The organism is Pseudomonas sp. Pse35 (assembly GCF_024519715.1).
In the GTDB taxonomy this organism is placed as follows: domain Bacteria; phylum Pseudomonadota; class Gammaproteobacteria; order Pseudomonadales; family Pseudomonadaceae; genus Aquipseudomonas; species Aquipseudomonas paracarnis.
Genome location: NZ_JALJRP010000028.1, coordinates 47856 through 73945 on the forward strand (window position 1 = coordinate 47856; position 26090 = coordinate 73945).

Genomic DNA, 26090 nt, shown 5'->3' on the forward strand with positions numbered 1-26090 from the left:
CCATGCCAGCCCAAGAAGAAGTCCGTCCACCCCTGCCGCCGTTTACCCGCGATTCGGCCATCGAAAAAGTCCGCCTGGCCGAAGACGGCTGGAACTCCCGCGACCCACAACGCGTGTCTCTGGCCTACACCCTGGATACGAACTGGCGTAACCGCGCCGAATTTGCCCATAACCGCGAAGAAGCCAAGCAGTTCCTGAGCCGCAAATGGGCCAAGGAGCTGGATTATCGACTGATCAAGGAATTGTGGGCCTTCACCGATAACCGCATCGCCGTGCGCTATGCCTATGAATGGCACGATGATTCGGGTAACTGGTTTCGCTCGTACGGCAATGAGAACTGGGAGTTCGATGAGAACGGCTTGATGGCCAACCGCTTTGCCTGCATCAACGATATGCCGATCAAAGAGAGCGAGCGCAAGTTCCATTGGCCGCTGGGGCGGCGCCCGGATGACCATCCAGGCCTGTCAGAGCTGGGGCTATAACCCCGACTCTGCAGACCGAATGAGATCCAATGTGGGAGCTGGCTTGCCTGCGAAAGCGGTCGTGCAGTAACAGATTCAGCGCCTGACACACCGCCTTCGCAGGCAAGCCAGCTCCCACACTTGGATCGCGGGGCATCAATTGGATCAGCGTCTGCTACAGCCCCCACATTTCTAGTCCTGATTCAGCCCAACCCGATACAACACGCCGTCATCCTCATCGGTCAGCACATACAGAAAGCCATCCGGCCCCTGCCGCACATCGCGAATTCGCGCTTTCAATTCGCCCAACAAGCGTTCTTCGTGGATCACCTTGTCCCCCTCGAACTGCAACCGAATCAGCTCTTGGCTGGCCAGCGCGCCGATAAACAGGTTGTGCTGCCATGCCTTGAATCGGTCGGCGTCGTAGAACGCCATGCCACTGATGCCCGGCGATTTCTCCCAGACATGATGGGGCGCCACTGTGCCCTCTGCCGTTTTGCCCTTGGCTTCCGGAATCGGCAGCAGGGAATAGTTGATGCCATGGGTTGCCAACGGCCAACCGTAGTTCTTGCCGCGCTCGATGATATTGACTTCGTCGCCGCCACGGGGCCCGTGTTCATGTTCCCAGATCGTGCCGCTCCAGGGGTTCAGGGCCAGCCCCTGAGGGTTACGCTGCCCGTAGGACCAGATTTCCGGACGCACGCCGGGTTGACCGACAAAAGGGTTGTCGTCCGGCACGCGCCCATCCGGGTAGATGCGCACCACTTTACCTTGCAGCTTGTCCAGGTCTTGGGCCGTGGGGCGGTCGTTGTTCTCCCCGAGAGTCACGAACAGGTAGCCATCACGGTCGAAGGCCAGGCGCGAGCCGAAGTGGTTGCCAGTAGACAGCTTGGGCTCCTGGCGCAGTATCACCTTGAAGTCTTCCAAGCCGCTCAAGTCGGCCGCCAAACGCCCGCGCCCTACGGCTGTACCGGCCTTGCCGCCCTCGCCACCGCCTTCGGCGTACGACAGGTAAACCAGGCGGTCTTGCTTGAAGTCTGGCGACAGCACCACATCCAGCAACCCACCCTGCCCTTTGGCCCATACCTGCGGCACGCCCTTCAAGGGCGCAGACAGCTTGCCGTCCGGGCTCACAAAACGCAGGTTTCCAGGCAGTTCGGTCACCAGGAAACCTTGCTGGTCCGGCAAAAACGCCAGTGCCCACGGATGGTCAAGGCCCTTGGCAACCGGCGTGGCGGTGATGCTGCCTTGCTCGCTGGGGAACTGTTGGCTATCGGCGGCATACGCCGCGCTCAACGGCAGTAACGCGCTGGCGCACAGGGCGGCTAGCAGGGTTTTACTTACAAACATAAGGCGAAATCCTTAGTGGCGATTGCCGTTGGCATCATAGGTGGGCGCTTTGGGTGCGGTGGCTGGTCGGCTGGGGGCCGCCTCCTGCTTGGGATAGCGGTTGCCGATGCCGCCGTTTTCCAGCGTCGGCCGCGGGTTTGCCGGGACAGGCTGGATACTGCGAACCGCCGGTGCATTGGGCTGGGTGCCCTGCATGCTATTGGGGTTGGCCCGGTGAATAGGGCCGTAGTCGCTACGCCCTGGCAGATTTTGCGCCTGGGCCAATGGCGCAAGGGCCAGGCCCAGCGCCAATGCTGAAAGATGACGTACACAACGGTTCATGGCCAAACCTCTCTATGCCAAGTACTACGTGCTTTCGATAACACGCTACGCCGTGGGTTCGCGTTGTGACACTAAATAGTTTCTCATCAGGTGTAACACGATCTGTCCGAGCATCTATCCGCCGAAACTTTTGCCGTGCTCTGCGAGTCACCAGCACACAGGCTCTTCGTTGAGGAATAACACCTATGCCACGGGCAATCTGGAAAGGCGCCATCAGTTTCGGCTTGGTTCACATCCCGGTATCGCTGGTCTCGGCGACCTCTTCACAAGGCGTCGACTTCGACTGGCTGGACAAGCGCAGCATGGACCCGGTGGGCTATAAGCGCATCAACAAAACCACCGGCAAGGAAGTCACCAAAGACAATATCGTCAAGGGCGTGGCCTTTGAAAAAGGACGCTATGTGGTGCTCAGCGAAGACGAAATTCGCTCGGCACACCCCAAGTCCACCCAGACCATCGAAATCATCGCCTTCGTCGCCAGCGACCAGATCCCCCTGCAAAACATCGACACGCCTTACTTTCTCGCCCCGGATAAACGCGGCGGCAAGGTCTATGCACTGCTGCGCGAAGCGCTGAAAAAAACCGGCAAGGTCGCCCTGGCCAATGTGGTGCTGCACACCAAGCAGCATCTGGCTGCGTTGATGCCGCTGGAATCGGCCCTGGTGCTGGTCATGCTGCGCTGGCCCGCCGAAGTGCGCAGCCTGGATGAGTTGGAGTTGGGCAGCGATGTGACAAAGCCGACCCTGGCCAAAGGTGAATTGGATATGGCCAAGCGCCTGGTGGAAGACATGAGCGCCGATTGGCAGCCCGATGAATACCGTGACAGCTTCCAGGACAAGATCAGGGCGCTGGTGGCGAAGAAGGCCAAGGCCGGCAAGATCGAAGATGTGGAAACGGCCGAAGGCGGCGAAGAGCGAAAATCCGCGGATGTCATCGACCTGACGGAACTGCTCAAACGCAGCCTGGCGGGTAAACCTGCGGCGAAAAAGAGCGCCGCGAAAAAGTCCAATAACAAGGCCTCTTGAGCCTGCCATTGACGGGAGAACGACATGGCAAAGCCCCTGAGCGAGTACAACCGCAAGCGCGATTTCAAGATCACCGCCGAACCTGCAGGCAGCTCACCCGCCAGCAAACGTAACGCTTCGGCCCTGAGCTTTGTGATTCAAAAGCATGATGCGCGCAACCTGCATTACGACTTTCGCCTGGAACTGGATGGCGTGCTGTTGAGCTGGGCGGTGCCCAAGGGCCCAAGCCTGGACCCGAGCCAGAAACGCCTGGCGGTGCATGTTGAAGACCACCCACTGAGCTATGGCAGTTTCGAGGGCAGTATCCCCACCGGCCAATACGGTGCGGGGGATGTAATCGTGTGGGACCGAGGCATCTGGCAACCCCACGATGACCCGCGCAAAGCCTACGCGGCGGGTAAACTCAAATTCACCTTGGTGGGTGAGAAACTCTCCGGTGATTGGGCGCTGGTACGTACCCGCCTCAAGGGCAGCGGTGACAAGGAGCAGTGGCTGTTGATCAAGGAAAACGATCAGCAGGCGCGCCCGGCCTCTGAGTTCGATATTGTCGAGGCCGAGCCCGCCAGCGTGCTCAGCGACGCGGTCGTGGGCAAGCCAAAAGCCAAGGCCAAGGCCAAACCCAAGGCCGCGCCAAAAGCCAAAGCGCCCAAGCGCAACGCTGCGCTGCCTGACGAGTTTGCCCCCCAACTGGCAACCTTGGTCGACCGCGCCCCCGAGGGTGATTGGCGCTACGAAATCAAGTTCGACGGCTACCGCATCATGGCGCGCATTCGCGACGGTGAAGTGCGCCTGTTCACCCGCAACGGCCACGACTGGACCGAGCGCCTGCCGCGTCAGTGCAAAGCCTTGCAAGCGCTCAAGCTCAAAGACAGTTGGCTGGATGGCGAAGTGGTCAGCCTCAATGGCGACGGGCTGCCGGATTTCCAGGCGCTGCAAAACGCATTCGATATCGGCCGCAGCCTGGACATCGTCTATTACCTGTTCGATGCACCCTTTTTGAATGGCCGCGACCAGCGCGAAGACCCGGTCGAGGAGCGTCGGGCTGCGCTTAAATCCGCACTGTCCGCCAGCCGAAGCAAACTGCTGCGCTTCTCCGAAGCCTTTGCCGCCAGCCAGCGCGATATTTTCGAGAGCGCCTGTGACCTGTCGCTCGAAGGCGTGATCGGCAAGCGCGCCGGCAGCCCCTACGTGTCGCGGCGCAGTGCCGACTGGATCAAGCTCAAATGCCGCCTGCGCCAGGAGTTCGTGATTGTCGGCTACACCCGCCCCCAAGGTTCGCGCAGCGGCTTTGGGGCGCTGCTGCTGGCGGTCAACGATGACACCGGCCTGGTATATGCCGGGCGCGTGGGCACGGGCTTTGATCAGGCGGCGCTGAAAACCATCTATGCCAAGCTCACGCCGCTCGAGCGCAAGGACTCGCCACTGCAAAAGCCATTGACCAGTGCCCAGGCCCGCGGCGTGCATTGGGTTGAGCCGAGCCTGGTAGGCGAAGTGCAATTTGCCGAATGGACCCGTGAAGGCGTGGTGCGCCAGGCCGCGTTTGTGAGCCTGCGCACCGACAAGCCAGCCTCGCAGATCATTCATGAACAGCCGCGCGCGGCCAAGTCGGTCAAGGCACCGCAAGCATCGAAAGCCGATAAAGCGCAGGCAACGGTGAAGAACGTGAAAATCACTCACCCCGAGCGCATTATCGACAAGCACAGCGACACGCAAAAACAGCAATTGGCACAGTTCTACACCGATATCAGCGAATGGATCCTGCCCTTTCTGCGCGCACGTGCCGTGTCCCTGCTGCGCGCGCCGGAAGGGATCGAAGGTGAGCAGTTCTTCCAGAAACACTCAGAGCGCATGGCAATCCCCCACATCAAGCAATTGGACCCGGCGCTGGATCCAGGCCATGCGCGCCTGATGGAAATAGACAGCGTGGAAGCCCTGGTCGGCGCGGTGCAAATGGGTACGGTCGAGTTTCACACCTGGGGCGCTACCGCAGACAAGATTGAAACGCCCGACCTGTTCGTGCTCGATCTCGATCCGGACCCGGCCTTGCCCTGGAAAGCCATGCTGGAAGCGGCCCAACTGACTCTGTCGGTACTTGATGAGCTGGGCTTGCAGGCTTTCGTCAAAACCAGCGGCGGCAAGGGCCTGCACTTGATCGTGCCATTGGCCCGGCGCGATAACTGGGACACCGTCAAGGCATTCGCCAAAGCCATTGCCCAATTCATGACCCGCCAACTGCCCGAACGCTTTACCGCCACCAGTGGCCCCAAGAACCGCGTGGGCAAGATCTTTATCGATTACCTGCGTAACGCCCGCGGCGCCAGTACCGTGGCTGCGTATTCAGTGCGGGCACGCCCGGGCTTGCCAGTGTCGGTGCCGGTGAGTCGAGAGGAGTTGAAAGGATTGCGCGGCGCCCAACAGTGGACAGTGGCGAACCTGCACCAACGGTTGCAGGCCTTGAAGGACGACCCGTGGGTGGGGTATGCCAATCGGCAGAAGATCAGCAAAAAAATGTGGGACAAGTTGGGCGCGCAACCCCCTGGGTGATCCGCGCCCTGAGCCAGGTCAGATAAGAATGAAGATCAGCGCCAGACCGGCAAAGATCGCCCACTTTTCCAGGTAGTAGCGCGTGCGGTTGCGCTTTTTGAGCTCCTTGCCACGCAGGCGAATCTTGTACAGCCGGGTGAAGGCACGGTTGAGGCCGCCGGTCTTGTCACCCTCATCGTTGGGCGAACCTGCGGCCGCCATCACATTGCGGCTGAACCAGCGATTGAACGCAGCCGCCCAGCGGTACTTCATCGGCCGTTCGATATCACAGAACAGTATGATGCGGTTCTGTTGGGTGGTGTTTTCCGCGTAGTGAATGTAGGTCTCGTCGAACATCACCGGCTCGCCGTCGCGCCAGTAATAGCTTTCGCCGTCCACGTTGATGTAGCAGCCTGGATCGTTAGGCGTATCCAGCCCCAGGTGATAGCGGTACGAGCCCGCATACGGGTCGCGGTGACGCACCAGCTTGGAGCCCGGTGGCAGTTCAGCGAACATCGCGGCCTTGATCGAGCCGATGCTTTGCACCAGCTCGGTGGTGCGTGGGCACAGCTTCATCGCCGAGGGGTGACTGTCGCCGTACCACTTGAGGTAGAAACGCTTCCAGCCGGTCTTGAAAAACGAGTTGAACCCTACGTCGTTGTATTGCTCCGAGCGTTTGATCTCACCCGCCCGCATCAGATTCTGGCCTTCTTCGCGGATCTCTTCCCAGTGCTCCTGCAATGGGCTCAGGTCTGGAAAGTCGCTGGGCGAAAGGTAGGGACGGCTGGGCTGCTTGGAGAACAGGTACAGGAAACAGTTGATCGGCGCCAGGAACGTCGAGTGATCACTAAGCTGGCGACCCAGCTTGTGTCGCACCCGACCACGCAGGTGTACATACGCAATGGAAGCAACGTAGAGAGCAACAATGATGAGTTTCAAGGGATTCGTCACACGTCAGGGAGAGAACAGGCTGCTCCTGCGAGCCCACAACGGCCGAGGATGGATAAGCAGCACCTGAAATCACAATTCACATACAGGTGACACGGCCGGCGGATAACCGCCTGCGTGCCACCATTGGCAGTTATTTAGCCACACTTTGTAACCAAAGGTTAACTAAGAATTGTGAAAAGCTGTCTATTGAGTGTGCTGAGGGTAGGAGCAGGCAGGCCCTTGAGCCTGCCTGTTTGAGGGCGTTTGAAGGGTTACAGCGGGGTGTCTTTATCCTCGCGGCGATCCCCTAATGCCGTATAGGGCACGGCCTGAGTGCGGCTGCGAACGAAGTAGCGGATCAGCGCAATCATCAGGCCCAGCAACAGGCCACCAACGAGGCTCAACGCGATAACCAGCGGCTTTTTCGGCTTTATCGGTGACAGAGGCTCCTGGGCTCGACGGTCAATCGTCACCAGCTTGAGGTTGCTCATATCAATATTCAAACCACGCAACCTGGCGACTTCGGCGCGAAGCGGCTCGACGTCCTGCAAGAAGATGTCTTCATTGCCACGCTTGCGCAGCACCTCAACCTCGCGGTTGCTTTCCAACAGTTGCAAGTCTTTGCCGATCTCGGCAATGCGCGGGTTGGTGAAATCGTCGCTGGTACGCTGCTGCAATGCAGCGCGTTCGGCTTCCAGCGCCTCGGTCCCCATGAAATACAGCGGGATCTTCTGGTTGTTCACCTCGGTCCGCATGACCTGGCTCGAACCCGTGCGGGTGGAGTCGGCCATAGAGGACGGCGTTGTTGGTGTACGAATGCCCATGGACTTGGCAATGCTGATAGCTTCGGCCAACTCGGCGAGGCGGTTGGTGCGTTCCATCTTCATCTGCAGGCGCAGGGCGCTGAGTTCATCCTGCAGTTGGGCACGCTTGAGCCGGTCAGCTTCCAACAGCTTGGCGATTTTCGATTCTTTATCGGTATCGTAATTGGCGCGGGCAGCGTCGATCTTGCCCTTGAGCTCGCTCAAGCGGTTATTGACGATAACCTTCAGGTCGGCACCCACCTGCTGACGCTCGGCGGCGATGGCGTAGTCCACAAAACCGTTGAGGATCGCAACACCATCGACGTCGGTCGGGTATTGCAACTCCAGACGGATATAACTGCTCAACGAATCGGATTTCTTGGGGTCGGGCAGAATCAGATTGACGGAATTGCGGTTGAACGCCTCAAAGCTCTGCTCAAGGGTTTGCCCCGGTTTCTTGAACGCCTTGAACAACTCCTCATGATCCTTGAAGAACCCCAGGCGCGCATCATAGGAATCCAACTGTGCGCCCACCTTGAGCAGCGCATCGGCAGGCGGCAACTTATACACTTCCGAACGGTTCAAGGCGTCCAGCTCGTTGATAGCCGCAGGCCGTAACACACTGCTGACCTCATAGGTCTTGGGTGCCAGGAAGGCATAACCTGCGCCTAATACCCCGGCCAGAAGCGTACACCCAACCACCAGCTTTTTTTGTCGCCAGATGGCGTGAAACAATTCAAATAAATCAATTTCATCAGACGCTGCGGAAGGCGGAAGCGGGGAAGTACGATTCAAAATAAGAACACCTTAAAATAATACTAAAAGGCCATCATTCTCAGAAGTCTGAATGACTTCAAAAATTAGGGACAACGCCCTGGATACGGCAGACCAATGGCGATGTGACCACTCAGCCCCCTGAAATATCCCACAAACTTAGGGATTATTTCGGTTTCATTTCGGTGAGTAAGCCAAATCACACAGCCATATCAGACTGATCTCGTTGCAAGCGTAGTCAATCCAACATGAAAAAGCTGTCAAATACCTGTCTTATAAAGAAAAAAATTTCGCCTTCATGGGGGACAGTGGCAGTCTCAATACAATTGGACATTTTTTTGAACAGCAATAAGGAGTTTGCATGTCACCGCTTTCAGCCTCGGACTTTCACGCACTGCAAGGCACATGGGAACAAACAGCCCTTGAAGACAGTGGCGTGCTCAACCCCGTGGATGCCCACAGCGCACCGGGAGCGATGACGACAATTGCGGGGGATCGCTTCGAAGTGACCACGGTCAGTGGCGAAATATTATTGGCGGGACGGTTCGTACTGGACGCCAGTACCACGCCCAAAAGCATCACCTGGACGGACGCCATCGGCGAAGATGCAGGCAAGCAACTCCCCGCCAGTTACCGGCTCGACGGCGATGATTTCGTGTTTATCGCAGCGGATGAGGGCATGCCCAGGCCCACTGTATTCAGCACTGGTCCGGGGCAAACCATGCGCACCTTCGTGCGGCGCTCTTGATCAAATGTGGGAGCTGGCTTGCCTGCGATAGCGGTGGGTCAGTCAACTAATCTGTCACTGATACACCGCTATCGCAGGCAAGCCAGCTCCCACATGTTGGAACGCGGGGCGTCAGGCAGATAGGCGGTGGCTGGCAGGCCGTTACGGGAGCAAGCTCCCTCGCCACAGGTGGACATATAAGACGTGGCTATCCGATTTGATCACGGCATTTTCACAAGGCCTTCACTTTTCGACCTATAAGGTCAGGCCTACCTACTCCAGTGAATCACTTGGCCCGCCCTCTCCTCGCGGGCCTTTTTTTGCGTGCGCAAACCTTGATTAGCCATTACGCCTGATCGCTGTCATGGTAAAGCACAGGGGCAGTTGCGCGGCCTGATGCTCATATTGATCGTAGAGCTCTTCCCGGTTGGAATGCGGGTATTCCTGCAAATGAGCGATCTGCAACTGCGCTGCGATAGCCCCGCTGACGACACTGCCCAGGGTATGTACATACCAATAGGAGGTCGGCCCGGGCCGCTCATCCTTCCCTTCATAGATAATTGCCTCCTGCAGCACAAAGGGTTCACGCTGGAAGTAAGAACTGGCAGGCAGCATAGGGTTGGCCCCACAGGGGTCAAACATCTCAAGAAAGGGATGGGTTTCGTACATGACCAACGTACCGCCGGGCTTCAGCACACTGGCAACCTGGCGCATGAACAACGCCACATCCGGCATCCAGCCCAGCACGCCGATGGTCACCAGGGCAATATCGAACCGTGCCTGCAAACGCTCGGGCAAATGGTGGATATCGGTCTCAATGAACTCAGGGCTGTGTGGCGAGGCCTCGGCCAACTCCCGCGCCTGTTCAAGAAACGCCCGGGATTGATCAACCCCCACCACCGAACGGGCGCCCAAGCCATACAACGAAAGGCTTTCGCGTCCGTTGTTGCAGCACAATTGCACCACGTCCTTGCCCACCACGCCGACCTCTTGCAGCAAGGTGGTGATGGTCGGGTCAAGGCAGGAAAAATCAGGCTCGGCTACCGAGTCCAGCAGTGCCGCCCAGGTCGCGGTGTCTTTATGCAACCCGGCGGATTCGTCCCAGGCATTTCTATTGCTGGCGATCGCCTCTTGCGCTGAGGGCATGTCCATTGCTTCTCCAGAAATTCATTCCAGTGGGCTTCGGAAAGTAAATTAAATGCGCGCAGGAGGAAACCCTGGCCCACCGCGAAACTTATCGCCCAGCCCACCGGTCATTATCCCAACGCGCGCTCAGCCCCTGAACGCCGCTCTTGAAGGTCGCACCGTGGCCCGTCATTCAGACCTGCGCATCGCTTTATCCCTGGACAGCCTGAACTTCTTTCTTGCCGATGTGCGCGACGGTCTCGGACCGTACCTGGCGATCTATCTGTTGGCCGTCCATCAATGGGAGCCGGCCAGCATTGGCGTGGTCATGACCCTCGCAGGCATCGCTGCCTTGCTGACCCAAGGCCCCGCGGGTGCGCTGATCGACCGCACTCGCAGCAAACGCGCGGTGGTTGCCATTGCCGCGCTATTGGTGACGGGCAGTTGCCTGATGCTGCCTTTCGTCAGTTCATTTGGCTGGGTGGCGCTGACCCAAGCTGCCAGCGCCGTAGCTGCCTCTGTCTTTGCTCCGGCAATTTCCGCCATTTCGCTGGGGATCACCGGGCCGCGTGCCTTCACCCGGCGTACCGGGCGCAACGAGACTTTCAACCATGCCGGCAATGCCGTGGCCGCATTGCTGGCCGGCGGGCTGGCCTACCTGTTCGGGCCGGTGGTGGTGTTCTACCTGATGGCGTTTATGGCCGTCGCCAGTGTCATTGCGGTCAGTTGCGTGCCGGCCGAGGCGATTGACCATGAGGTCGCCCGTGGTTTTGATCCGGCCCATCACACCGACCACGAACAGCCCTCGGGCCTGAAAGCATTGCTGGCCAACCAACCGCTGCTACTGTTTGCCATCTGCTGCGCACTGTTTCACCTGGCCAATGCCGCGATGCTGCCGCTGGTCAGCCAGAAACTGGCGCAGATCAATCTGCAGATGGCCACCCCGCTGACGTCAGCCTGCATTGTCGCCGCACAGTTGGTGATGGTGCCGATGGCCTGGCTGGTCGGGCTCAAGGCCGATATCTGGGGGCGCAAGCCACTGCTGCTTGCAGGTTTCCTGATACTGCCGTTGCGTGGCGTGCTCTATACCTTATCCAGCGACCCCTACTGGCTGGTGGCCGTGCAGATGCTCGACGGTATCGGCGCCGGTATTTTCGGCGCCCTGTTCCCGGTGATCGTCAAGGACCTGACCCAAGGCACCGGCCGCTTCAACGTCAGCCTGGGCGCCCTCTCCACCGTATTTGGCCTGGGCGCGGCACTCAGCAACAGCCTGGCCGGCTTCGTGGTACAGCAGGCTGGCTACAACGCGGCCTTCCTGACGTTGGCAGCGGTTGCAGCCGCTGCCTTGATGCTGTTGTGGCTGGCTATGCCTGAGACATTGGCAAAACCATCCTTCGCTCGCCATACAACTGTCGCCTGACATATGCGACAATGCGCGCCAAATTCCAACACACATCCCCAATTTTGTGTTCAGCGACCGGGTTTCGCGCCTTGATGTCGCTGTTGACGCATGCCTGAAGGCACCTGCCGTCACGCTCGCAACCCATTGATAGGTAAAGTAATTGATCTCCACAGCTAACATCACCATGCAGTTCGGCGCCAAGCCGCTCTTCGAGAACGTCTCGGTCAAGTTCGGCGCCGGCAACCGCTATGGTCTGATCGGTGCCAACGGTTGCGGCAAGTCGACCTTCATGAAAATCCTCGGTGGCGACCTCGACCCGTCCGGCGGCCAGGTCATGCTGGAGCCGAATGTGCGCTTGGGTAAACTGCGCCAGGACCAGTTCGCCTACGAAGAATTCACCGTGCTCGACACCGTGATCATGGGCCACGAGGAGCTGTGGAAGGTCAAGGCCGAACGCGACCGCATCTACTCGCTGCCGGAAATGAGCGAAGAAGACGGCATGGCCGTGGCCGAGCTGGAAACCGAGTTCGCCGAGATGGACGGCTACACCGCCGAATCCCGCGCCGGCGAGCTGCTGCTGGGCCTGGGTATTCCCCTGGAACAGCATTTCGGCCCGATGAGCGAAGTGTCCCCCGGCTGGAAGCTGCGCGTACTGCTGGCCCAGGCGCTGTTCTCCGACCCGGAAGTGCTGTTGCTCGACGAACCGACCAACCACTTGGACATCAACACTATCCGCTGGCTGGAAAACATCCTGACCCAGCGCTCCAGCCTGATGATCATCATCTCTCACGACCGTCACTTCCTGAACAGCGTGTGCACCCACATGGCTGACCTGGACTACGGCGAGCTGCGCCTGTTCCCGGGCAACTACGACGAGTACATGACCGTGGCGACCCAGTCCCGCGAGCAATTGCTGTCGGACAACGCCAAGAAGAAAGCGCAGATTTCCGAACTGCAATCCTTCGTCAGCCGCTTCTCGGCCAACGCCTCGAAAGCCAAGCAGGCGACCTCCCGTGCCAAGGCGATCGACAAGATCCAGCTGGCCGAAGTCAAGCCGTCGAGCCGTGTGAGCCCGTTCATCCGTTTCGAGCAGAACAAAAAGCTGCACCGCCAGGCGGTCATGGTCGAAAAAATGGCCAAAGGTTTCGACGGCAAGCCGTTGTTCAAGGACTTCAGCTTCCAGGTTGAAGCGGGCGAGCGCGTGGCGATCATCGGCCCCAACGGTATCGGCAAGACCACCCTGCTGCGCACCCTGGTCAACGAACTGACCCCGGACGCCGGCAGCATCAAGTGGACCGACGCCGCCGAACTGGGCTACTACGCCCAGGACCACGCCCACGACTTCGAAGACGACGTGAGCCTGTTCGACTGGATGGGCCAGTGGACCCAAGGCGAGCAAATGATTCGCGGCACCCTGGGCCGTATGTTGTTCTCCAACGACGAGATCCAGAAGTCGGTCAAAGTGATCTCCGGTGGTGAACAAGGTCGCATGCTGTTCGGCAAGCTGATCCTGCAAAAGCCCAACGTGCTGATCATGGACGAACCGACCAACCACTTGGACATGGAATCCATCGAGGCGCTGAACCTGGCGCTGGAGAACTACCCGGGCACGCTGATCTTCGTCAGCCACGACCGTGAGTTCGTATCGTCCCTGGCCACCCGCATCATCGAGTTGAGCCCAAGCGGCGTGATCGACTTCAGCGGCACCTATGACGACTACCTGCGTAGCCAGGGTGTGGTGTTCTAAGAACAGCACTTAGCTGCAAGCAAAAGCCCTGTCCCTGTGACAGGGCTTTTTTGCATACGCTCTACTACTGTAGGAGCGAGCTTGCTCGCGAAAAACCTGAGGACGCCGCGCAGAATCAGGCAACCCGCGTTATCGTTGACGTTCTTCGCGAGCAAGCTCGCTCCTACAGTAATGCGGGATATGCCATGATGCTTTACCGCCCGCCAGCGATTGAGTACTCATGCCTGCCGCCCCCTCCTCCCTGTCGATCACCCTGCAGATCGTTTCCATCGTTTTCTACACTTTCATTGCCTTTATCTGCATCGGCCTGCCGATAGCGGTGATTCCAGGCTATGTGCACGAGCAACTGGGTTTCAGCGCCGTGGTGGCCGGGGTGACCATCGGTTCGCAGTACCTGGCCACGCTGCTCAGCCGTCCGATGGCCGGGCGGATGTCGGATAACGTCGGTACCAAACGCGCGATCGTGCTGGGCCTGGCCGGCATTCTGATCAGCGGTGTACTGACCTTTATCGCCACGCTGCTGGAAAGTCTGCCGAGCTTGAGCCTGGGTATTCTGATCGCCGGTCGCCTGTTACTCGGCGTGGCCCAGGGCCTGATTGGCGTGGGGACCATCAGTTGGTGCATGGGCGCGGTGGGCGCCGAGCACATCGCACGCTCGATTTCCTGGAATGGCATCGCCTCCTACGGCGCGATTGCGATTGGTGCGCCACTTGGCGTGGTGATGGTGGCTGATTACGGCTACACCAGCCTCGGTCTTGCCCTGACGGTGTTGGCGGCGTTGGGCCTGGTGCTGATCCGCAATAAACCGTCGGTGCCGGTGGTACGTGGCGAGCGGCTGCCGTTCTGGGCGGTGTTCGGGCGTATCGCACCATTCGGCGCCAGCCTGTGCCTGGCTTCGATTGGCTACGGCACGTTGACGACCTTTATCACCCTGTATTACCTGAATCGTGGCTGGGCCGGTGCGGCGTATTGCCTGACGGTATTTGGTGTGTGCTTTATTCTCTCGCGCCTGGTGTTTATCTCAGCCATCAGCCGGTTTGGCGGGTTCACCGCCGCCATCGCCTGCATGCTCATCGAAACCCTGGGCCTGACGCTGCTGTGGCTGGCACCGTCTACCAGCGTGGCCTTGATCGGCGCAGGGTTGACCGGTTTTGGTTTGTCACTGGTTTACCCGGCGCTCGGCGTGGAAGCTATCAAGCAAGTGCCGGACAGCAGCCGCGGCGCGGGGCTGAGTGCGTATGCGGTATTTTTCGACCTGGCCCTGGCGATCGCCGGGCCGTTGATGGGCGCCGTGGCGTTGAATCTTGGCTACGGCTGGATATTCTTCTGCGCCGCGTTGCTGTCGGTCAGCGCGCTCGCCCTGACCGTACTGCTCAGGCGCCGCGCCTACTGATCAGCCGTCTGCAGGCCGGCACGCGTTGCCTCACCGAGGGTGCGACTGAAAAAGCGCCCGGCCTCGGAGACCATATCGCGGTGAATCCCTTCACGGTCGACACCATCGGCATCGGTGCAGATGCCCGGCATTGTCGCCAGTTGATCACTGTCGCACGGGGCCATGAATACAAAGTGCCCTGCCCCGGCCAACAGCTTGAAGTCCGGCGGCTCTGGCAGTTTGCGCGCCAGGGCGGCGGCGTTTTTGTCCACTGCCACCAACTGGTCGCCATCGCCACTGTAGAGCAGCACTGGCACATGCACGTCCGCCAGGGTATGGCGGCCAAACATCAAGCTCAGCGGCGCCATCAGCATCAACGCATGGATGCGCGGGTCAGCCTGGGGTTGCAAGTCGTCGCGATCAACCACCAACTCGCCCTTGGTAGTGCACGCGTCGCGGTCTTCGGGGCGTTCCTGGCAGTAGCGACGCAGGCGCTCGAAATCAGGCTTGGCGCCTGCCAGAATCAATGCCGTCTCGCCACCGGCTGAATATCCGATGACACCAATCTGATCGACATCGACAAAGGGCGACAGCATCGGATCGGCCAGGGTGGCGGTGATCGCCTGGGATATCTGGATCGGCCGGCCATACAGATTACTCACGGTGCCCAGGCGGCTGTGGTCCTTATAGTTGTCGCCGGGATGCAGGACCGCCACCACTACGAACCCCTTACGCACCAGTGACGTAGCCAGGTCGTGCAGGGCCAGGGGCGTGCCGGTGTTGCCGTGGGACAGCATCAGCATCGGAAAACGGCCGATAGCAACCTTGGCATCTTCACTGGCCGCGACCTGATAGGCGCCCAGCGGCGTGGTGCGTTCGGTATCGGTGGAAGGGTAAAACGCGATGGCCTTCATCGGCTGCGAATCCAGCGGGTCGAGCACACTCATGCGATGAAACCCCACACTCCAATGGGGGTGCGGTGCCGGTGCGGCGTGCACTGAAACCAGGCTGCCCAACAGCGAAAGTACCAAAACAGCACAAAGACGCATCATGGGGACGTCCACCTTTGCTGCACAAGAACCGGCCTGTCGAATAAAAAGTCCAGGGTATCGCAGGGATGTGTGCATAACCTGGGCCACAACGAAAAAACTCCGTACCCCGCTCGCGTTCAGGCGATCAGAGTACAGAGTTTAGGCGCTCGGTTTCAGAATGAAACCGAGGACAGGGCAAATTTACATAAGCCTTACGCAGCGGCGAACAGTTGCTCGTTGATGCGCACGTTGGCGTCGCTCATGGCTTTGCTGCGCACTTCATCACCGTAGGCCAGGCCTTCAGCGCGCACGATCTCAATGTCGGTGATGCCCAGGAAGCCGAACAGCAGTTTCAAGTAGCCTTCGTGGGCAGCGCCCGAGGCTTGGTCGGCATGCAGGCCGCCGGCGGTGGAGACAATAATGACTTTCTTGTTGCCGCACAGGCCTTCAGGGCCGGCTTCGGAGTAACGGAAGGTCTGGCCGGCCACTGCGATGCGGTCGATCCAGGCTTTCAATTGGGTTGGGATGGTGAAGTTGTACATCGGCGCACCGACTACCACAGCATCGGCGGCGAGGAATTCAGCCAGCGACGATGCACTCAGTTCAGCCTCGTGCTTTTGCGCCGCATCGCGCAGTTCCGCAGCAGTGCCCAATGCGCCCAAGGTAGCGCCGGAGAAATGGTTGATGCCTTCGCTGGCGAGGTCGCGGTAGGTCACTTCCACACCCGGCTGCGCGGCTTGCCATGCCTTGACCACACCGGCGCTGAGCTGACGGGAGGCCGAGTTGTCGCCGAGGATGCTGGAATCGATGTGCAACAGTTTCATGATGGATCTCCGAGGTGGGATCGACAGTGGCGATCAGATGGTGGTGATGCTACGCATGAAACCAATGGTCGATAAGCCAGCTGAAATGCGATAGTTTGTCCCACTGACAGGACAATAGGCCCACCATGCAAGACCTCAACGACCTCTACTATTTCGCCAAAGTCGTCGAAGCCGGCGGTTTTGCTGCGGCTGGCCGGCTGCTCGGCATTCCCAAATCCAGGCTTTCACGGCGCATTGCCGAACTGGAAGACCGCCTGGGTGCACGCTTGCTGCAACGCACCACCCGGCAACTGACGCTCACCGCCGTCGGCGAACGCTACCTGCGCCACTGCCAGGCCATGCTGCTTGAAGCGGAAATGGCCGACGAGGCCGTGGCCAGTATGTCCAGCGAACCACGGGGGCGCTTGCGGGTCAGTTGCCCGGTGGGCCTGGCCCAGCAGATCCTGCCGGAGCTGGTAGCCGGTTTTTTGGCCGCGCACCCGTTGGTGCAGTTGGACATGACCCTGGTGAATCGCCGCGTCGACCTGGTGGCCGAAGGCATTGATGTAGCGCTGCGCGTACGCGAACTGGGCGACGAAGACCCGTTGCTGGTCACCAAACGCCTGCGCCAGGCGCATACCGTGCTGGTGGCCAGCCCCGTTTTCATGCGTGAGCGGCGGGTCGAAACCCTGGAAGACCTCAAGCAGTTGCCAATCCTTGGCGCACTCGAGGCGGACCGAATGGTGCACCAACGCATCATCGACCCCCAGGGCAATATGCACGAGCTAGTGATGGAGGCGCGCCTGGGCATCGAAGACTTTATCGTGCGCAAGGCCAGCGCAATGATGGGTGTGGGCTTTACGGTGCTGCCAATGATGTACTGCGAAGAAGAACTGGCCAGCGGCCGGCTGGTGCAACTGCTGCCGCAATGGTCATTGCCAGGCGGCTGGCTGCAGGCGGTCTACCCGCACCGGCGCGGCGTGCTGCCGGCCATCCGGGCCTGGATCGACTATCTGGAAGAAGGCTTCAAAGGCTGTGGAGATCGGCTGTTATGAGCATGACGGAAGAACAAGTCGCACGTTTCTGCCTGAGCCTGCCAGGCGCACGGGAAGACTATAAATGGGGTGGCGTGCGGGTGTTCTCGGTTGCTGGCAACAAGATGTTCGCCTTGCAGAACCTGCGCGGTGAGTCGCTGGCCTTCAAGGTCGACAAAGAACTGTTCCTGGGTCACGTCGACCGCCCGGGCATTCACCCGGCGCCTTACCTGGCGAGGGCGCAGTGGGTCATCATGAACACGCCCTACCCTTTGGGCGCAGAGGAACTGCGTGGCCTGTTGCAGCGCTCCCACCAGTTGGTGGTGAGCAAGCTGCCCAAGCGCACACAGATTGGCTTGCGGCTAGAGGATTGACAGCAAGGTGCCGTCGAGGAACAGCTGGTCCAGCCAGAACACCTGGTGCAACAGCACAATCACCCAGAACAACACCTGGTAAGACACCTTGCGCGTCTTGTGCCGGAACACCTGCTGGGCTATCAACGCCCCCGGCCAACCGCCCGCCAACTCCACCGCATGCAGGATGTTTTCCGGGGTGCGCCAGCCTTCGGTCTGCGCCTTGCGCTTATCGCTCCAGTACAAGAAGAACGCAACCACGCTGACCGCGCCGTAGGCCATCAACGGGATCACCGTTTCGCCGCGATACCACAGCAACGCCGAGCCCAGCAGCGGCGCGGCACACAGCAGTACAAAGATCAGCGCCTTCAGGCGTGGGTGCTGGATAGTCATGGCTTGACCGCAGTCCAGTCGATCCAGCCGAACTGCCAGGTCGCCAGGATCACCAGGCCGAACGCAATGCGGTACCAGGCAAACGCCGCGTAGCTGTGGCTGGCGATGAACTTGAGCAGGGCCTTGACCGCAATCATGGCGAAGATGAACGAGGTGACAAAGCCAATGGCGAACACCGGCAGGTCCGCGGGCTGGAACAGGTCACGGTATTTATAGCCCGAGTACACCGCCGCACCGACCATGGTCGGCATCGCCAGGAAGAACGAGAACTCGGTAGCTGTCTTGCGCGACAGGCCGAACAACAGGCCGCCGATGATCGTTGCACCGGAGCGCGAAGTGCCCGGGATCATCGCCAGACACTGGGCCAGGCCGACCTTGAGGGCGTCTTTCCAGGTGATGTCGTCGACGGTTTCAGCCCGCACTGCATGTTGGCGGCGCTCGGCCCACAACATGATCACGCCACCCACTACCAGGGCAGTCGCTACAGTGATCGGGTTAAACAGATAGTGCTTGATCAGGTCGGCAAAAATCACCCCCAATACCACCGCCGGCAACACGGCGATGATCAGGTTGACGGTAAAGCGCCGGGCCTTGGGCTGGGTCGGCAGGCCGATGACCACGTCAAAGATCTTGCGCCGAAACTCCCAGACTACCGCCAGGATCGCGCCCAGCTGGATGATGATATTGAAGGCTTCGAAACGCTCGCCGCCAAAATTGATCAGGTCGGCGACGATGATCTGGTGGCCAGTGCTGGAGATCGGCAAGAACTCCGTAAGCCCCTCGACGATGCCGAGAATCAATGCCTGTATGGCGGTCCAAAAATCCATGCTGTCTCCAAAGGTCATGCGCGTGGCATGCCTCATAGTCTTTTTTAAGTTCACTGACGACGAGCGCACACAAGCGCCCGCGGTTGATTCTCAACGCCGGTCTGCAAAAATTCCGTGAAAAATCAGGCAGTACTCAGGTTTTTCGATTCCGGGCCGAAAGCCTATCAGACACGCCGGAAATCTCGAAGCAGCACCACAATTATAAAGAGCAGGGAGTGACAGGACGATGAACAGTTTGCGCAGCATGTCGATCAGCCGCCGCCTTTGGCTGATCCTGATAGTCGCCGTGTTGATGCTGCTGGCCTTGGGGCTGTTGATGCTCAACCAGATCCACGGCGACCTCTACCAGGCCAAGCGCCAGCAGACCCAGCACGTGGTACAGACCGCCAGTGGCGTACTCAGCTATTACCAGAACCTGGAAAAAACCGGCGTACTGACCCGCGACGCCGCGCAACAACAGGCCTTGAGCGCGGTGCGCGGCCTGCGTTACGACCACGATGATTACTTCTGGATCAACGACCTCACCCCCGTGATGATCATGCACGCGGCCAACCCCAAGCTCGACGGTCAGAACCTCTCGGCAATTCGCGACCCGGACGGTTTCGCCGTGTTCAACGAATTCGTGAGCCTGGCCAAGGCCAAGGGCGCCGGCATCGTCAACTACCGCTGGCCGAAACCCGGCGCCGAAGCGCCGGTAGAGAAAACCTCGTACATCCAACTGTTCGAACCCTGGGGCTGGATTATCGGCTCCGGCGTCTACGTCGACGATGTACAGGCTGAATTCAGGGGCCAGGTGTGGAAAGCCTCGGCCATTGGCCTGGGCATTGCGTTGATGATGGCCGTGCTGGTGGTGTTGATCGCTCGCAGCATCGTGCAGCCGTTGCAGGCGGCGGTGAATGCCATGGGCAATATCGCCAGCGGCGAAAGCGACCTGACCCACAGCCTCGACACCCACGGTCGTGACGAACTGACCGCACTGGCCCAGCACTTCAATAGCTTCACCGCCAAGCTGCGCCAGGTTGTCGGCCAGTTGCAGGTGTGCGCGAACGCCCTGGGCCAGTCGTCCACCGAGCTGGGCCACAACGCCAGCCAGGCCCATGACCGCAGCCAGCAGCAATCGCAGCAGATGGAACTGGTGGCCACCGCCATCAATGAAGTCACCTACGGCGTGCAGGACGTAGCGAAGAATGCCGAACACGCCGCCAGCGAAATGCGCGATGCCCAGGCCCAGGCACAACAGGGCCAGGTCAACATCGACGGCAGCTTGCAGCAGATCGACCAGCTCTCCACCACCATCAGCCAGGCTGTGGAGGTGATCCGCACACTCTCCAGCGAAAGCACGCAGATCGGCGGGGTACTGGAGGTGATCCGCTCCATCGCCGACCAGACCAACCTGCTCGCCCTCAACGCCGCCATCGAAGCCGCCCGCGCCGGGGAGCAAGGCCGTGGGTTTGCGGTGGTTGCCGATGAGGTGCGACTGCTGGCCCAGCGCACGCAGAAATCCACCGCCGAGATCCAGGTAATGATCGAGCGCCTGCAAGGTCACTCGGAAGCGGCGGTCAAGGTCATCAGCGACAGCCACAGCGCCTCGCAACTGACCATCGAGCAAGCCGGCCAGGCCGGTGCAAGCCTCACCGCCATCGGCCAGGCACTGCACAACCTCAACGGTCTGAACGCCTCGATTGCCAGCGCCACCCTGCAGCAGGCCCATGTGGTGGAAGACATCAACCAGAACGTCACCCAAGCGGCCGGGCTGTCCCACAGCACGGCGCTGGCGGCGGAGCAATCGAGCGTGGCGAGTGCGCAGTTGCGTGGTTTGAGTGAGCAGCTTGATGGGTTGCTGCGCCAATTCCGAATCTAGCGCTGATTGGCCTTTTGTAGGAGCGAGCTTGCTCGCGAAAAACCCATAGGCACCGCGGTTATTCAGACAATACGCGGTAACCTTGACGATCTTCGCGAGCAAGCTCGCTCCTACAAAGGGCAATGACGCATTGCTGTGTTTGAGGATCGGTGAGCTCTGGGTACAATCACCGCCCTCTCCCACTCTCCCAAGGATCCACCATGTCCGGGCTTGAACTGTTCGCCGCCGCCCTGGGGGTGATCGCTGTCTGGCTGACGGTCAAACAAAACCCCTGGTGCTGGCCCATCGGCCTGGTGATGGTGTTGCTCTACACCTGGGTGTTTTTCGAGGTCAAGCTCTACTCGGACATGCTGCTGCAAGTGGTCTACGCGGCGCTGCAAGTTTACGGTTGGTGGCAGTGGACCCGCGCTGGCGAGGTCAAGCAAGGCCGCCAGGTCACCAGCCTGAAAGCGCCGGCAATCATGGCCAGCCTGGCTGTGGGCGCCGTCGGCAGTCTGCTGCTGGGCGCCGCCATGGCCCACTGGACTGACGCCGCCCAGCCCTGGCTCGACGCCGCCCTCACCGGCTTCAGCCTGGTGGCGCAGATGTGGATGGCGCAAAAACGCGTACAGTGCTGGCCGTTGTGGATTGTGGTGGATGTGATCTTCGTCGGCCTGTTCCTCTACAAAGGCCTCTATCTCACGGCTGCACTCTATGCATTGTTTACCGTGATTGCCGTGCAAGGCTGGCGCGAGTGGCGCGCCGACCCGGCGTTACGCGCATGAAAGTGGTGGTATTAGCGGGCCCCGAATCCAGCGGCAAGAGCTGGCTGGCGGCGCAGTTGCACGCGCGCTTCGGCGGGTTGATGGTGGGGGAATATGTGCGGTACTTCATCGACCAGCATCAGCGCGACACCACCCTGGCGGATATCCCGGCCATTGCCCAGGGCCAGTTGGCCTGGGAGGATGCCGCCCGCGCCAAACGCCCCGCCTTGCTGATCCTCGACACCCACCTGCTGACCAACAAGCTCTGGAGCCAGGCCCTGTTCGGCGACTATCCCGGCTGGCTTGATGACGAACTTCTGGCGCGGCATTACGACCTGCACCTGCTGCTCTCACCCGAGGATGTGGAATGGAGTGCCGACGGCCAGCGCTGCCAGCCGGAACTGGCGGATCGCCGGGCGTTTTTTCAGGCCAGCCTGGAGTGGATGCAGGAGCATCGACAACCACTGGTGGTGATTGGCGGGGATTGGGAGCAGCGCCGCCAGGCGGCATTTACCGCCGTCAAGCAGTTGCTCGCCTTCCCCCTGTAGGAGCGAGCTTGCTCGCGAAAAACCGGAGTGCGCCGCTGTGAATCAGGCACCCCGCGTTATCGTTAACGATCTTCGCGAGCAAGCTCGCTCCTACACCAACGGTGTGAAGCCTTAGTAACCCAACGACAAGCCCGTATTGCGTCGCGGATCGTTCGCCCCATAGAAACGGTTGTTACCCACCGGCTTGCCATCCAGAGCAGGCGCACCGACCAGGATCGCCGCCAAATGGTTGGCATCTTGCGGACCAGCAAACTTATGGCCCCAGCTCTCGAGAATCTTCTGGGTATCCGGGCTCACGGCAAACGTCTCAAGGTTGGTGGTCTCAGGCATCCACTGCTGGTGGAAGCGCGGCGCGTCCACGGCTTCCTGGATATTCATCTTGTAGTCGATGACATTCAGGATGGTCAGCAAGGTGGCAGTGATGATGCGACTGCCCCCCGGTGTACCGACGACCATCACCGCCTTGCCGTCCTTGGTGACGATGGTCGGGCTCATCGACGACAGCGGCGCCTTGCCCGGTGCGATGGCGTTGGCTTCGCCCTGCACCAGCCCGTACATGTTCGGCACGCCGACCTTGACGGTGAAGTCGTCCATTTCATCGTTGAGAATCACCCCGGTCTTGCTCGCCATCACCCCGGCGCCAAACCAGTCGTTGAGGGTATAGGTCACCGAGACCGCGTTGCCCCATTTGTCGACGATGGAATAGTGGGTGGTGTTATTGCCTTCATGGGGCGATACACCCGGTTTGATTGCCTGGGAATCACCGGCCTTTTGCGGTTCGATCGCCGCACGCAGCTTGGCCGCGTAGTTCTTGTCCAGCAGATGCTCGATGGGGTTCTTCACGAAGTCCGGGTCACCGAGATAGCTGTTGCGGTCCACGTAGGCGTGGCGCATCGCTTCGATCTGGTAGTGCAGTCCCTGTGCCGAGTGATAGCCCAGGTCGGCCATTGGGTAGCCTTCGAGGATGTTCATGATCTGGCAGATCACCACACCGCCGGAGCTGGGTGGCGGCGCCGAGACCACATGGTAGCCACGGTAGTCGCACTCGATGGGGGCCAGTTCGCGGGTTTTGTAGGCGTCGAGGTCGGCCTGGGTGATGATGCCTTTGCCGGCCTGGCTGGAATCCACTACCGCCTTGGCGACCCAGCCTTTATAGAAACCGTCGGTGCCCTTGGCCGAGATTGCCTTGAGGGTCTTGGCCAGGTCCTTCTGCACCAGCTTTTGGCCTACCTGCATCGGCTCGCCGTTATGCAGGAAGATGCCACGCATATCCTGGTCTTTTTCGAACTCACCGGTGGCGGTGTGCAACAGGTCGATATCGCCCTGCTCCAGCGCAAAGCCGTTTTCCGCCAGCTTGATCGCCGGGGCAATCACTTGGGCGCGCTTGAGGGTGCCGTATTTGCTCAGGGCCAGCTCCATGCCGGACACCGTGCCTGGTACGCCGACCGCCAAATGGCCTTTGGCGCTGAGGCCCTCGACCACATTGCCGGCCTTGTCGAGGTACATATCGGCCGTCGCCGCCAACGGGGCTTTTTCGCGGAAGTCGAGGAAGGTCTTGCGCCCGTCCGCCAGTTGCACCGTCATGAAACCGCCACCGCCCAGGTTGCCCGCCGCCGGGTACACCACCGCCAGTGCGTAACCCACTGCCACCGCCGCATCGACCGCGTTGCCGCCGGCCTTGAGCACATCGACCCCCACATGGGTTGCCAGGTGCTGGGCCGTGACCACCATGCCATTTTCACCCGCAACCGGGGCTTGGGAAGCTGCATGCACCCCGTTGATCGTTAATACCAGCGCGGTAGCAATCAAGGTGTGACTCAAGGGTTGGTATTTCATCCATGGCTACTCTGATTATTGAGATGCACCAAAATAGCCCCTCGCTGATTCAATCCCCAGCGCAATGGCGTTTTTATTACAGAACTTGTCGGTCATGGAACGCACACCGCTGTGCAAGGCGGCAATCAGCTCTGGCCTATAAAATTAATGGCGCTAGAATCGGCGCCATTCTTTCGCCGCCGCCCTGATACGAGCCTGTCCATGAGCTTTGATTTCGACACGATCCACCCACGCTTCGATACCGGCAGTACCAAGTGGAGCCGTTACCCGCAAGACGTTCTGCCGATGTGGATCGCCGACATGGACATCGCCGCGCCGCCCGCCATTTTGCGCGCCCTGCACGCGCGCCTGGACCAGCAGATTCTCGGCTACAGCGTGGCCGGCCCGGACGTGCGCGTCGCCATCGTCGCTGACCTGTGGGCCAAGTACGCCTGGCGCGTGCAGCCCGAAGAACTGTTGTTCCTGCCCGGCGTCGAGCCTGGTTTCAATATGGCCCTGCACGCATTCGTCCAGCCCGGCCAGGCGGTGGTGCTGCAAACCCCCAACTACCGGCCGATTCGCCTGGCGCCGGGCAACTGGAATCTGCCACGCATCGAAATGCCGTTCGAGTTGCTCAACGGCGAATACGTCACGCCTATGTCTGCGATGCGCCAGGCATTGAGCGGTGCCGGTGCGTTGCTGCTGAGTAATCCGCACAACCCCATCGGCAAGGTATTTCCCCGGGAGGAACTGACGGCGGTAGCCAATGCCTGCCTGGAAGCTGGCGCGCTGATCATCAGCGACGAGATCCACGCAGAGCTGTGCTTCGACGGCCGTCGCCATATCCCCACCGCCAGCCTCAGCCCCGAGATTGCCCAGCGCACCATCACCCTGATGTCGGCGAGCAAGGCTTATAACGTGGCCGGCTTGAAGACCTGCTTTGCGGTGGTCCAGAACGCGGCAGTGCGCGAGCGTTTCAATAACGCGCGCTGCGGCATGGTCGACAGCGTCAGCCCCATGGGCCTGGAAGCCACCCGAGCCGCCTACAGCCAATGCGGCGACTGGCTCGCTGCGCTGTTGCAGTACCTGCAGGCCAACCGTGACTACCTGCTCGATGCAGTAAAGACCCGCTTGCCTGGTGTGGTGATGCATGCACCACAGGGCACCTTCCTGGCGTGGCTCGATTGCAGCGCTCTTGGCCTGGATGACCCGCAGCAGTTTTTCCTTGAGCAGGCCAAGGTCGGCCTGAGCGCGGGGATCGAATTCGGTGATGACAGCCAACAGTTCGTGCGCCTGAATTTCGGTTGCCCACGGGCGATGCTGGAGGAAGGTATACAGCGCATGGAACGAGCCTTGCGCCAGCGCTAACCTGCCCGACGAGGCATTCGTGGGAGGGGCAGGCAATCCCCTCCCACATTATTCATTCACAACTTGGCGATGGACACTTCAGTCGATTTCACGAAGGCAATCACTTCACTGCCCACCTTCAATTCCAGATCACGCACCGAACGTGTGGTAATCACCGACGTCACAATGCCAGACGCGGTTTGCACATCGATTTCCGACACCACTTCCCCCAGTAGAATCTCCTTGATCACGCCTTTGAACTGGTTGCGCACGTTGATCGCTTTGATGGTCATGTCGGCTTTCCTTTTGGCTGTTGGGTCAATCCGCACGAATGCGCAGGCCCTCAAATTGCGCCTCGATAGAAAAGATTAAAAGGAATAAATATCTATTTATCTATTCTATAAAGATATATGAAGTAAATATTCTTCGCCTCCCATCTGCCCGGCGCCCAACGTTCGGCAGCGACTTATAACCGCACATCTTGTGCGTTGACCAACCTTGTTACACACCATATAGTGTGCCCACAAACAAAACAGACCACTACATAGTGTGCAGAATCGGTATTTGCCGACCACACTCAGCGCAGTATTTCAATGCCTGGTAGCCTGCAAATCGCACATTTTTTGGACGGGTTGAACACCGTCAGAACGGATCAGAAGGGAGTATTTCAATGCTGAGTTGGGATGAAGTCGACAACGAAGACACCGGTGCAGCGGTGATCAAAGGCGCCAACGCCGGCCACGCCACCGAAGCCAACATGGACCGCCTCGACGGT

24 protein-coding genes are annotated in these 26090 nt (G+C 59.9%); 13 read left to right on the plus strand and 11 right to left on the minus strand.

Going from position 1 to position 26090, the window contains the following annotated elements; genetic code table 11:
- Positions 1-2: 2 nt before the first annotated feature.
- Positions 3-482 (plus strand): DUF1348 family protein, encoded by a 480-nt coding sequence (locus OC445_RS20830; RefSeq protein WP_198791632.1) that lies wholly within the window; start codon positions 3-5, stop codon positions 480-482.
- A gap of 171 nt (positions 483-653) precedes the next feature.
- Here OC445_RS20830 and OC445_RS20835 read toward each other — a convergent pair whose 3' ends face one another.
- Both OC445_RS20835 and OC445_RS20840 read right to left on the minus strand, forming a co-directional pair.
- Positions 654-1811, minus strand: coding sequence for a PQQ-dependent sugar dehydrogenase (locus OC445_RS20835; RefSeq protein ID WP_057977286.1), 1158 nt, complete (start codon positions 1809-1811; stop codon positions 654-656).
- A gap of 12 nt (positions 1812-1823) precedes the next feature.
- Positions 1824-2132 carry a hypothetical protein gene (locus OC445_RS20840; RefSeq protein WP_089041607.1) on the minus strand — a complete coding sequence of 103 codons (309 nt, stop codon included), beginning with the start codon at positions 2130-2132 and terminating at the stop codon, positions 1824-1826.
- A 185-nt stretch (positions 2133-2317) separates the two neighbouring features.
- Between OC445_RS20840 and OC445_RS20845 the strand changes: the two genes are divergently transcribed.
- A complete protein-coding gene (locus tag OC445_RS20845) occupies positions 2318-3157 on the plus strand; it encodes a Ku protein (RefSeq protein ID WP_034127353.1) in 840 nt (279 codons plus the stop codon).
- A gap of 24 nt (positions 3158-3181) precedes the next feature.
- Positions 3182-5701, plus strand: coding sequence for a DNA ligase D (gene ligD, locus OC445_RS20850; RefSeq protein ID WP_198791633.1), 2520 nt, complete (start codon positions 3182-3184; stop codon positions 5699-5701).
- Positions 5702-5719: 18 nt separating this feature from the next.
- Here ligD and lpxO read toward each other — a convergent pair whose 3' ends face one another.
- Together lpxO and OC445_RS20860 are read right to left on the minus strand one after the other, a co-directional pair.
- Positions 5720-6619: a lipid A hydroxylase LpxO gene (lpxO, locus tag OC445_RS20855; RefSeq protein WP_014718362.1), complete on the minus strand. Its 900-nt coding sequence runs from the start codon at positions 6617-6619 to the stop codon at positions 5720-5722.
- 263 nt (positions 6620-6882) lie between these two features.
- The gene (locus tag OC445_RS20860) at positions 6883-8208 is read right to left on the minus strand and encodes a Wzz/FepE/Etk N-terminal domain-containing protein (protein ID WP_197880394.1); all 1326 of its coding nucleotides are present in this window, start codon (positions 8206-8208) and stop codon (positions 6883-6885) included.
- Positions 8209-8548: 340 nt separating this feature from the next.
- Here OC445_RS20860 and OC445_RS20865 point away from each other — a divergent pair, with 340 nt between their 5' ends.
- Positions 8549-8935, plus strand: coding sequence for a TIGR03067 domain-containing protein (locus OC445_RS20865; RefSeq protein ID WP_198791634.1), 387 nt, complete (start codon positions 8549-8551; stop codon positions 8933-8935).
- Between the two features lie 318 nt (positions 8936-9253).
- On the opposite strand, the gene OC445_RS20870 is transcribed toward OC445_RS20865, so the two are convergent.
- The gene (locus OC445_RS20870; protein ID WP_127882273.1) at positions 9254-10066 is read right to left on the minus strand and encodes a class I SAM-dependent methyltransferase; all 813 of its coding nucleotides are present in this window, start codon (positions 10064-10066) and stop codon (positions 9254-9256) included.
- Between the two features lie 154 nt (positions 10067-10220).
- On the opposite strand from OC445_RS20870, the gene OC445_RS20875 reads away from it, so the two are divergent.
- The 3 genes from OC445_RS20875 to OC445_RS20890 all read left to right on the plus strand — a co-directional run bounded on the left by OC445_RS20875 (position 10221) and on the right by OC445_RS20890 (position 14581).
- On the plus strand, positions 10221-11459 hold the full coding sequence (locus OC445_RS20875) for an MFS transporter (RefSeq protein ID WP_034127348.1): 1239 nt from the start codon (positions 10221-10223) through the stop codon (positions 11457-11459).
- A 142-nt stretch (positions 11460-11601) separates the two neighbouring features.
- Positions 11602-13188 carry an ABC-F family ATPase gene (locus OC445_RS20880; RefSeq protein WP_003191057.1) on the plus strand — a complete coding sequence of 529 codons (1587 nt, stop codon included), beginning with the start codon at positions 11602-11604 and terminating at the stop codon, positions 13186-13188.
- Between the two features lie 220 nt (positions 13189-13408).
- The gene (locus tag OC445_RS20890) at positions 13409-14581 is read left to right on the plus strand and encodes an MFS transporter (protein ID WP_054895935.1); all 1173 of its coding nucleotides are present in this window, start codon (positions 13409-13411) and stop codon (positions 14579-14581) included.
- Here the strand turns inward: OC445_RS20890 and OC445_RS20895 are convergent.
- A complete protein-coding gene (locus OC445_RS20895; protein ID WP_198791635.1) occupies positions 14575-15612 on the minus strand; it encodes an alpha/beta hydrolase family protein in 1038 nt (345 codons plus the stop codon). The two genes, OC445_RS20890 and OC445_RS20895, sit on opposite strands and share 7 nt — an antisense overlap.
- Before the next feature lie 191 nt (positions 15613-15803).
- Positions 15804-16415, minus strand: coding sequence for an FMN-dependent NADH-azoreductase (locus tag OC445_RS20900; RefSeq protein WP_034127345.1), 612 nt, complete (start codon positions 16413-16415; stop codon positions 15804-15806).
- Positions 16416-16540: 125 nt separating this feature from the next.
- On the opposite strand from OC445_RS20900, the gene OC445_RS20905 reads away from it, so the two are divergent.
- Both OC445_RS20905 and OC445_RS20910 read left to right on the plus strand, forming a co-directional pair.
- A complete protein-coding gene (locus OC445_RS20905) occupies positions 16541-17449 on the plus strand; it encodes a LysR substrate-binding domain-containing protein (protein ID WP_014718355.1) in 909 nt (302 codons plus the stop codon).
- Complete coding sequence (locus tag OC445_RS20910; protein ID WP_054895937.1) at positions 17446-17802, plus strand: MmcQ/YjbR family DNA-binding protein; 357 nt, start codon at positions 17446-17448, stop codon at positions 17800-17802. The genes OC445_RS20905 and OC445_RS20910 overlap by 4 nt, the downstream gene beginning before the upstream one ends.
- Here OC445_RS20910 and OC445_RS20915 read toward each other — a convergent pair.
- The gene (locus tag OC445_RS20915) at positions 17791-18174 is read right to left on the minus strand and encodes a DUF1294 domain-containing protein (protein ID WP_198791636.1); all 384 of its coding nucleotides are present in this window, start codon (positions 18172-18174) and stop codon (positions 17791-17793) included. The two genes, OC445_RS20910 and OC445_RS20915, sit on opposite strands and share 12 nt — an antisense overlap.
- Positions 18171-19001: an undecaprenyl-diphosphate phosphatase gene (locus tag OC445_RS20920; RefSeq protein WP_044273643.1), complete on the minus strand. Its 831-nt coding sequence runs from the start codon at positions 18999-19001 to the stop codon at positions 18171-18173. The genes OC445_RS20915 and OC445_RS20920 overlap by 4 nt, the downstream gene beginning before the upstream one ends.
- Positions 19002-19227: 226 nt before the next feature.
- Between OC445_RS20920 and OC445_RS20925 the strand changes: the two genes are divergently transcribed.
- From OC445_RS20925 to OC445_RS20935, 3 genes are all read left to right on the plus strand, one after another.
- Positions 19228-20862: a methyl-accepting chemotaxis protein gene (locus tag OC445_RS20925; protein WP_034127340.1), complete on the plus strand. Its 1635-nt coding sequence runs from the start codon at positions 19228-19230 to the stop codon at positions 20860-20862.
- 200 nt (positions 20863-21062) lie between these two features.
- Positions 21063-21626, plus strand: coding sequence for a nicotinamide riboside transporter PnuC (gene pnuC / locus OC445_RS20930; RefSeq protein WP_034127339.1), 564 nt, complete (start codon positions 21063-21065; stop codon positions 21624-21626).
- Positions 21623-22153, plus strand: a complete 531-nt coding sequence (locus tag OC445_RS20935) for an AAA family ATPase (protein WP_198791637.1) — start codon at positions 21623-21625, stop codon at positions 22151-22153. Before pnuC ends, OC445_RS20935 begins: the two co-directional genes overlap by 4 nt.
- A gap of 111 nt (positions 22154-22264) precedes the next feature.
- On the opposite strand, the gene ggt is transcribed toward OC445_RS20935, so the two are convergent.
- A complete protein-coding gene (ggt, locus tag OC445_RS20940) occupies positions 22265-23989 on the minus strand; it encodes a gamma-glutamyltransferase (protein ID WP_054921949.1) in 1725 nt (574 codons plus the stop codon).
- Between the two features lie 201 nt (positions 23990-24190).
- Between ggt and OC445_RS20945 the strand changes: the two genes are divergently transcribed.
- The gene (locus OC445_RS20945; RefSeq protein ID WP_198791638.1) at positions 24191-25336 is read left to right on the plus strand and encodes a MalY/PatB family protein; all 1146 of its coding nucleotides are present in this window, start codon (positions 24191-24193) and stop codon (positions 25334-25336) included.
- A 56-nt stretch (positions 25337-25392) separates the two neighbouring features.
- On the opposite strand, the gene OC445_RS20950 is transcribed toward OC445_RS20945, so the two are convergent.
- The gene (locus OC445_RS20950) at positions 25393-25608 is read right to left on the minus strand and encodes a molybdopterin-binding protein (RefSeq protein ID WP_003173733.1); all 216 of its coding nucleotides are present in this window, start codon (positions 25606-25608) and stop codon (positions 25393-25395) included.
- Positions 25609-26090 lie beyond the last annotated feature (482 nt).

What these genes read in the sequence shown, in the direction of transcription:
- OC445_RS20830 (WP_198791632.1), top strand. Translation starts at nt 3, where the DNA reads ATGCCAGCCCAAGAAGAAGTCCGTCCACCCCTGCCGCCGTTTACCCGC.
- OC445_RS20835 (WP_057977286.1), bottom strand. Translation starts at nt 1,811, where the DNA reads ATGTTTGTAAGTAAAACCCTGCTAGCCGCCCTGTGCGCCAGCGCGTTA.
- OC445_RS20840 (WP_089041607.1), bottom strand. Translation starts at nt 2,132, where the DNA reads ATGAACCGTTGTGTACGTCATCTTTCAGCATTGGCGCTGGGCCTGGCC.
- OC445_RS20845 (WP_034127353.1), top strand. Translation starts at nt 2,318, where the DNA reads ATGCCACGGGCAATCTGGAAAGGCGCCATCAGTTTCGGCTTGGTTCAC.
- ligD (WP_198791633.1), top strand. Translation starts at nt 3,182, where the DNA reads ATGGCAAAGCCCCTGAGCGAGTACAACCGCAAGCGCGATTTCAAGATC.
- OC445_RS20865 (WP_198791634.1), top strand. Translation starts at nt 8,549, where the DNA reads ATGTCACCGCTTTCAGCCTCGGACTTTCACGCACTGCAAGGCACATGG.
- OC445_RS20870 (WP_127882273.1), bottom strand. Translation starts at nt 10,066, where the DNA reads ATGGACATGCCCTCAGCGCAAGAGGCGATCGCCAGCAATAGAAATGCC.
- OC445_RS20890 (WP_054895935.1), top strand. Translation starts at nt 13,409, where the DNA reads ATGCCTGCCGCCCCCTCCTCCCTGTCGATCACCCTGCAGATCGTTTCC.
- OC445_RS20895 (WP_198791635.1), bottom strand. Translation starts at nt 15,612, where the DNA reads ATGATGCGTCTTTGTGCTGTTTTGGTACTTTCGCTGTTGGGCAGCCTG.
- OC445_RS20900 (WP_034127345.1), bottom strand. Translation starts at nt 16,415, where the DNA reads ATGAAACTGTTGCACATCGATTCCAGCATCCTCGGCGACAACTCGGCC.
- OC445_RS20905 (WP_014718355.1), top strand. Translation starts at nt 16,541, where the DNA reads ATGCAAGACCTCAACGACCTCTACTATTTCGCCAAAGTCGTCGAAGCC.
- OC445_RS20910 (WP_054895937.1), top strand. Translation starts at nt 17,446, where the DNA reads ATGAGCATGACGGAAGAACAAGTCGCACGTTTCTGCCTGAGCCTGCCA.
- OC445_RS20915 (WP_198791636.1), bottom strand. Translation starts at nt 18,174, where the DNA reads ATGACTATCCAGCACCCACGCCTGAAGGCGCTGATCTTTGTACTGCTG.
- OC445_RS20920 (WP_044273643.1), bottom strand. Translation starts at nt 19,001, where the DNA reads ATGGATTTTTGGACCGCCATACAGGCATTGATTCTCGGCATCGTCGAG.
- OC445_RS20925 (WP_034127340.1), top strand. Translation starts at nt 19,228, where the DNA reads ATGAACAGTTTGCGCAGCATGTCGATCAGCCGCCGCCTTTGGCTGATC.
- pnuC (WP_034127339.1), top strand. Translation starts at nt 21,063, where the DNA reads ATGTCCGGGCTTGAACTGTTCGCCGCCGCCCTGGGGGTGATCGCTGTC.
- OC445_RS20935 (WP_198791637.1), top strand. Translation starts at nt 21,623, where the DNA reads ATGAAAGTGGTGGTATTAGCGGGCCCCGAATCCAGCGGCAAGAGCTGG.
- ggt (WP_054921949.1), bottom strand. Translation starts at nt 23,989, where the DNA reads ATGAAATACCAACCCTTGAGTCACACCTTGATTGCTACCGCGCTGGTA.
- OC445_RS20945 (WP_198791638.1), top strand. Translation starts at nt 24,191, where the DNA reads ATGAGCTTTGATTTCGACACGATCCACCCACGCTTCGATACCGGCAGT.
- OC445_RS20950 (WP_003173733.1), bottom strand. Translation starts at nt 25,608, where the DNA reads ATGACCATCAAAGCGATCAACGTGCGCAACCAGTTCAAAGGCGTGATC.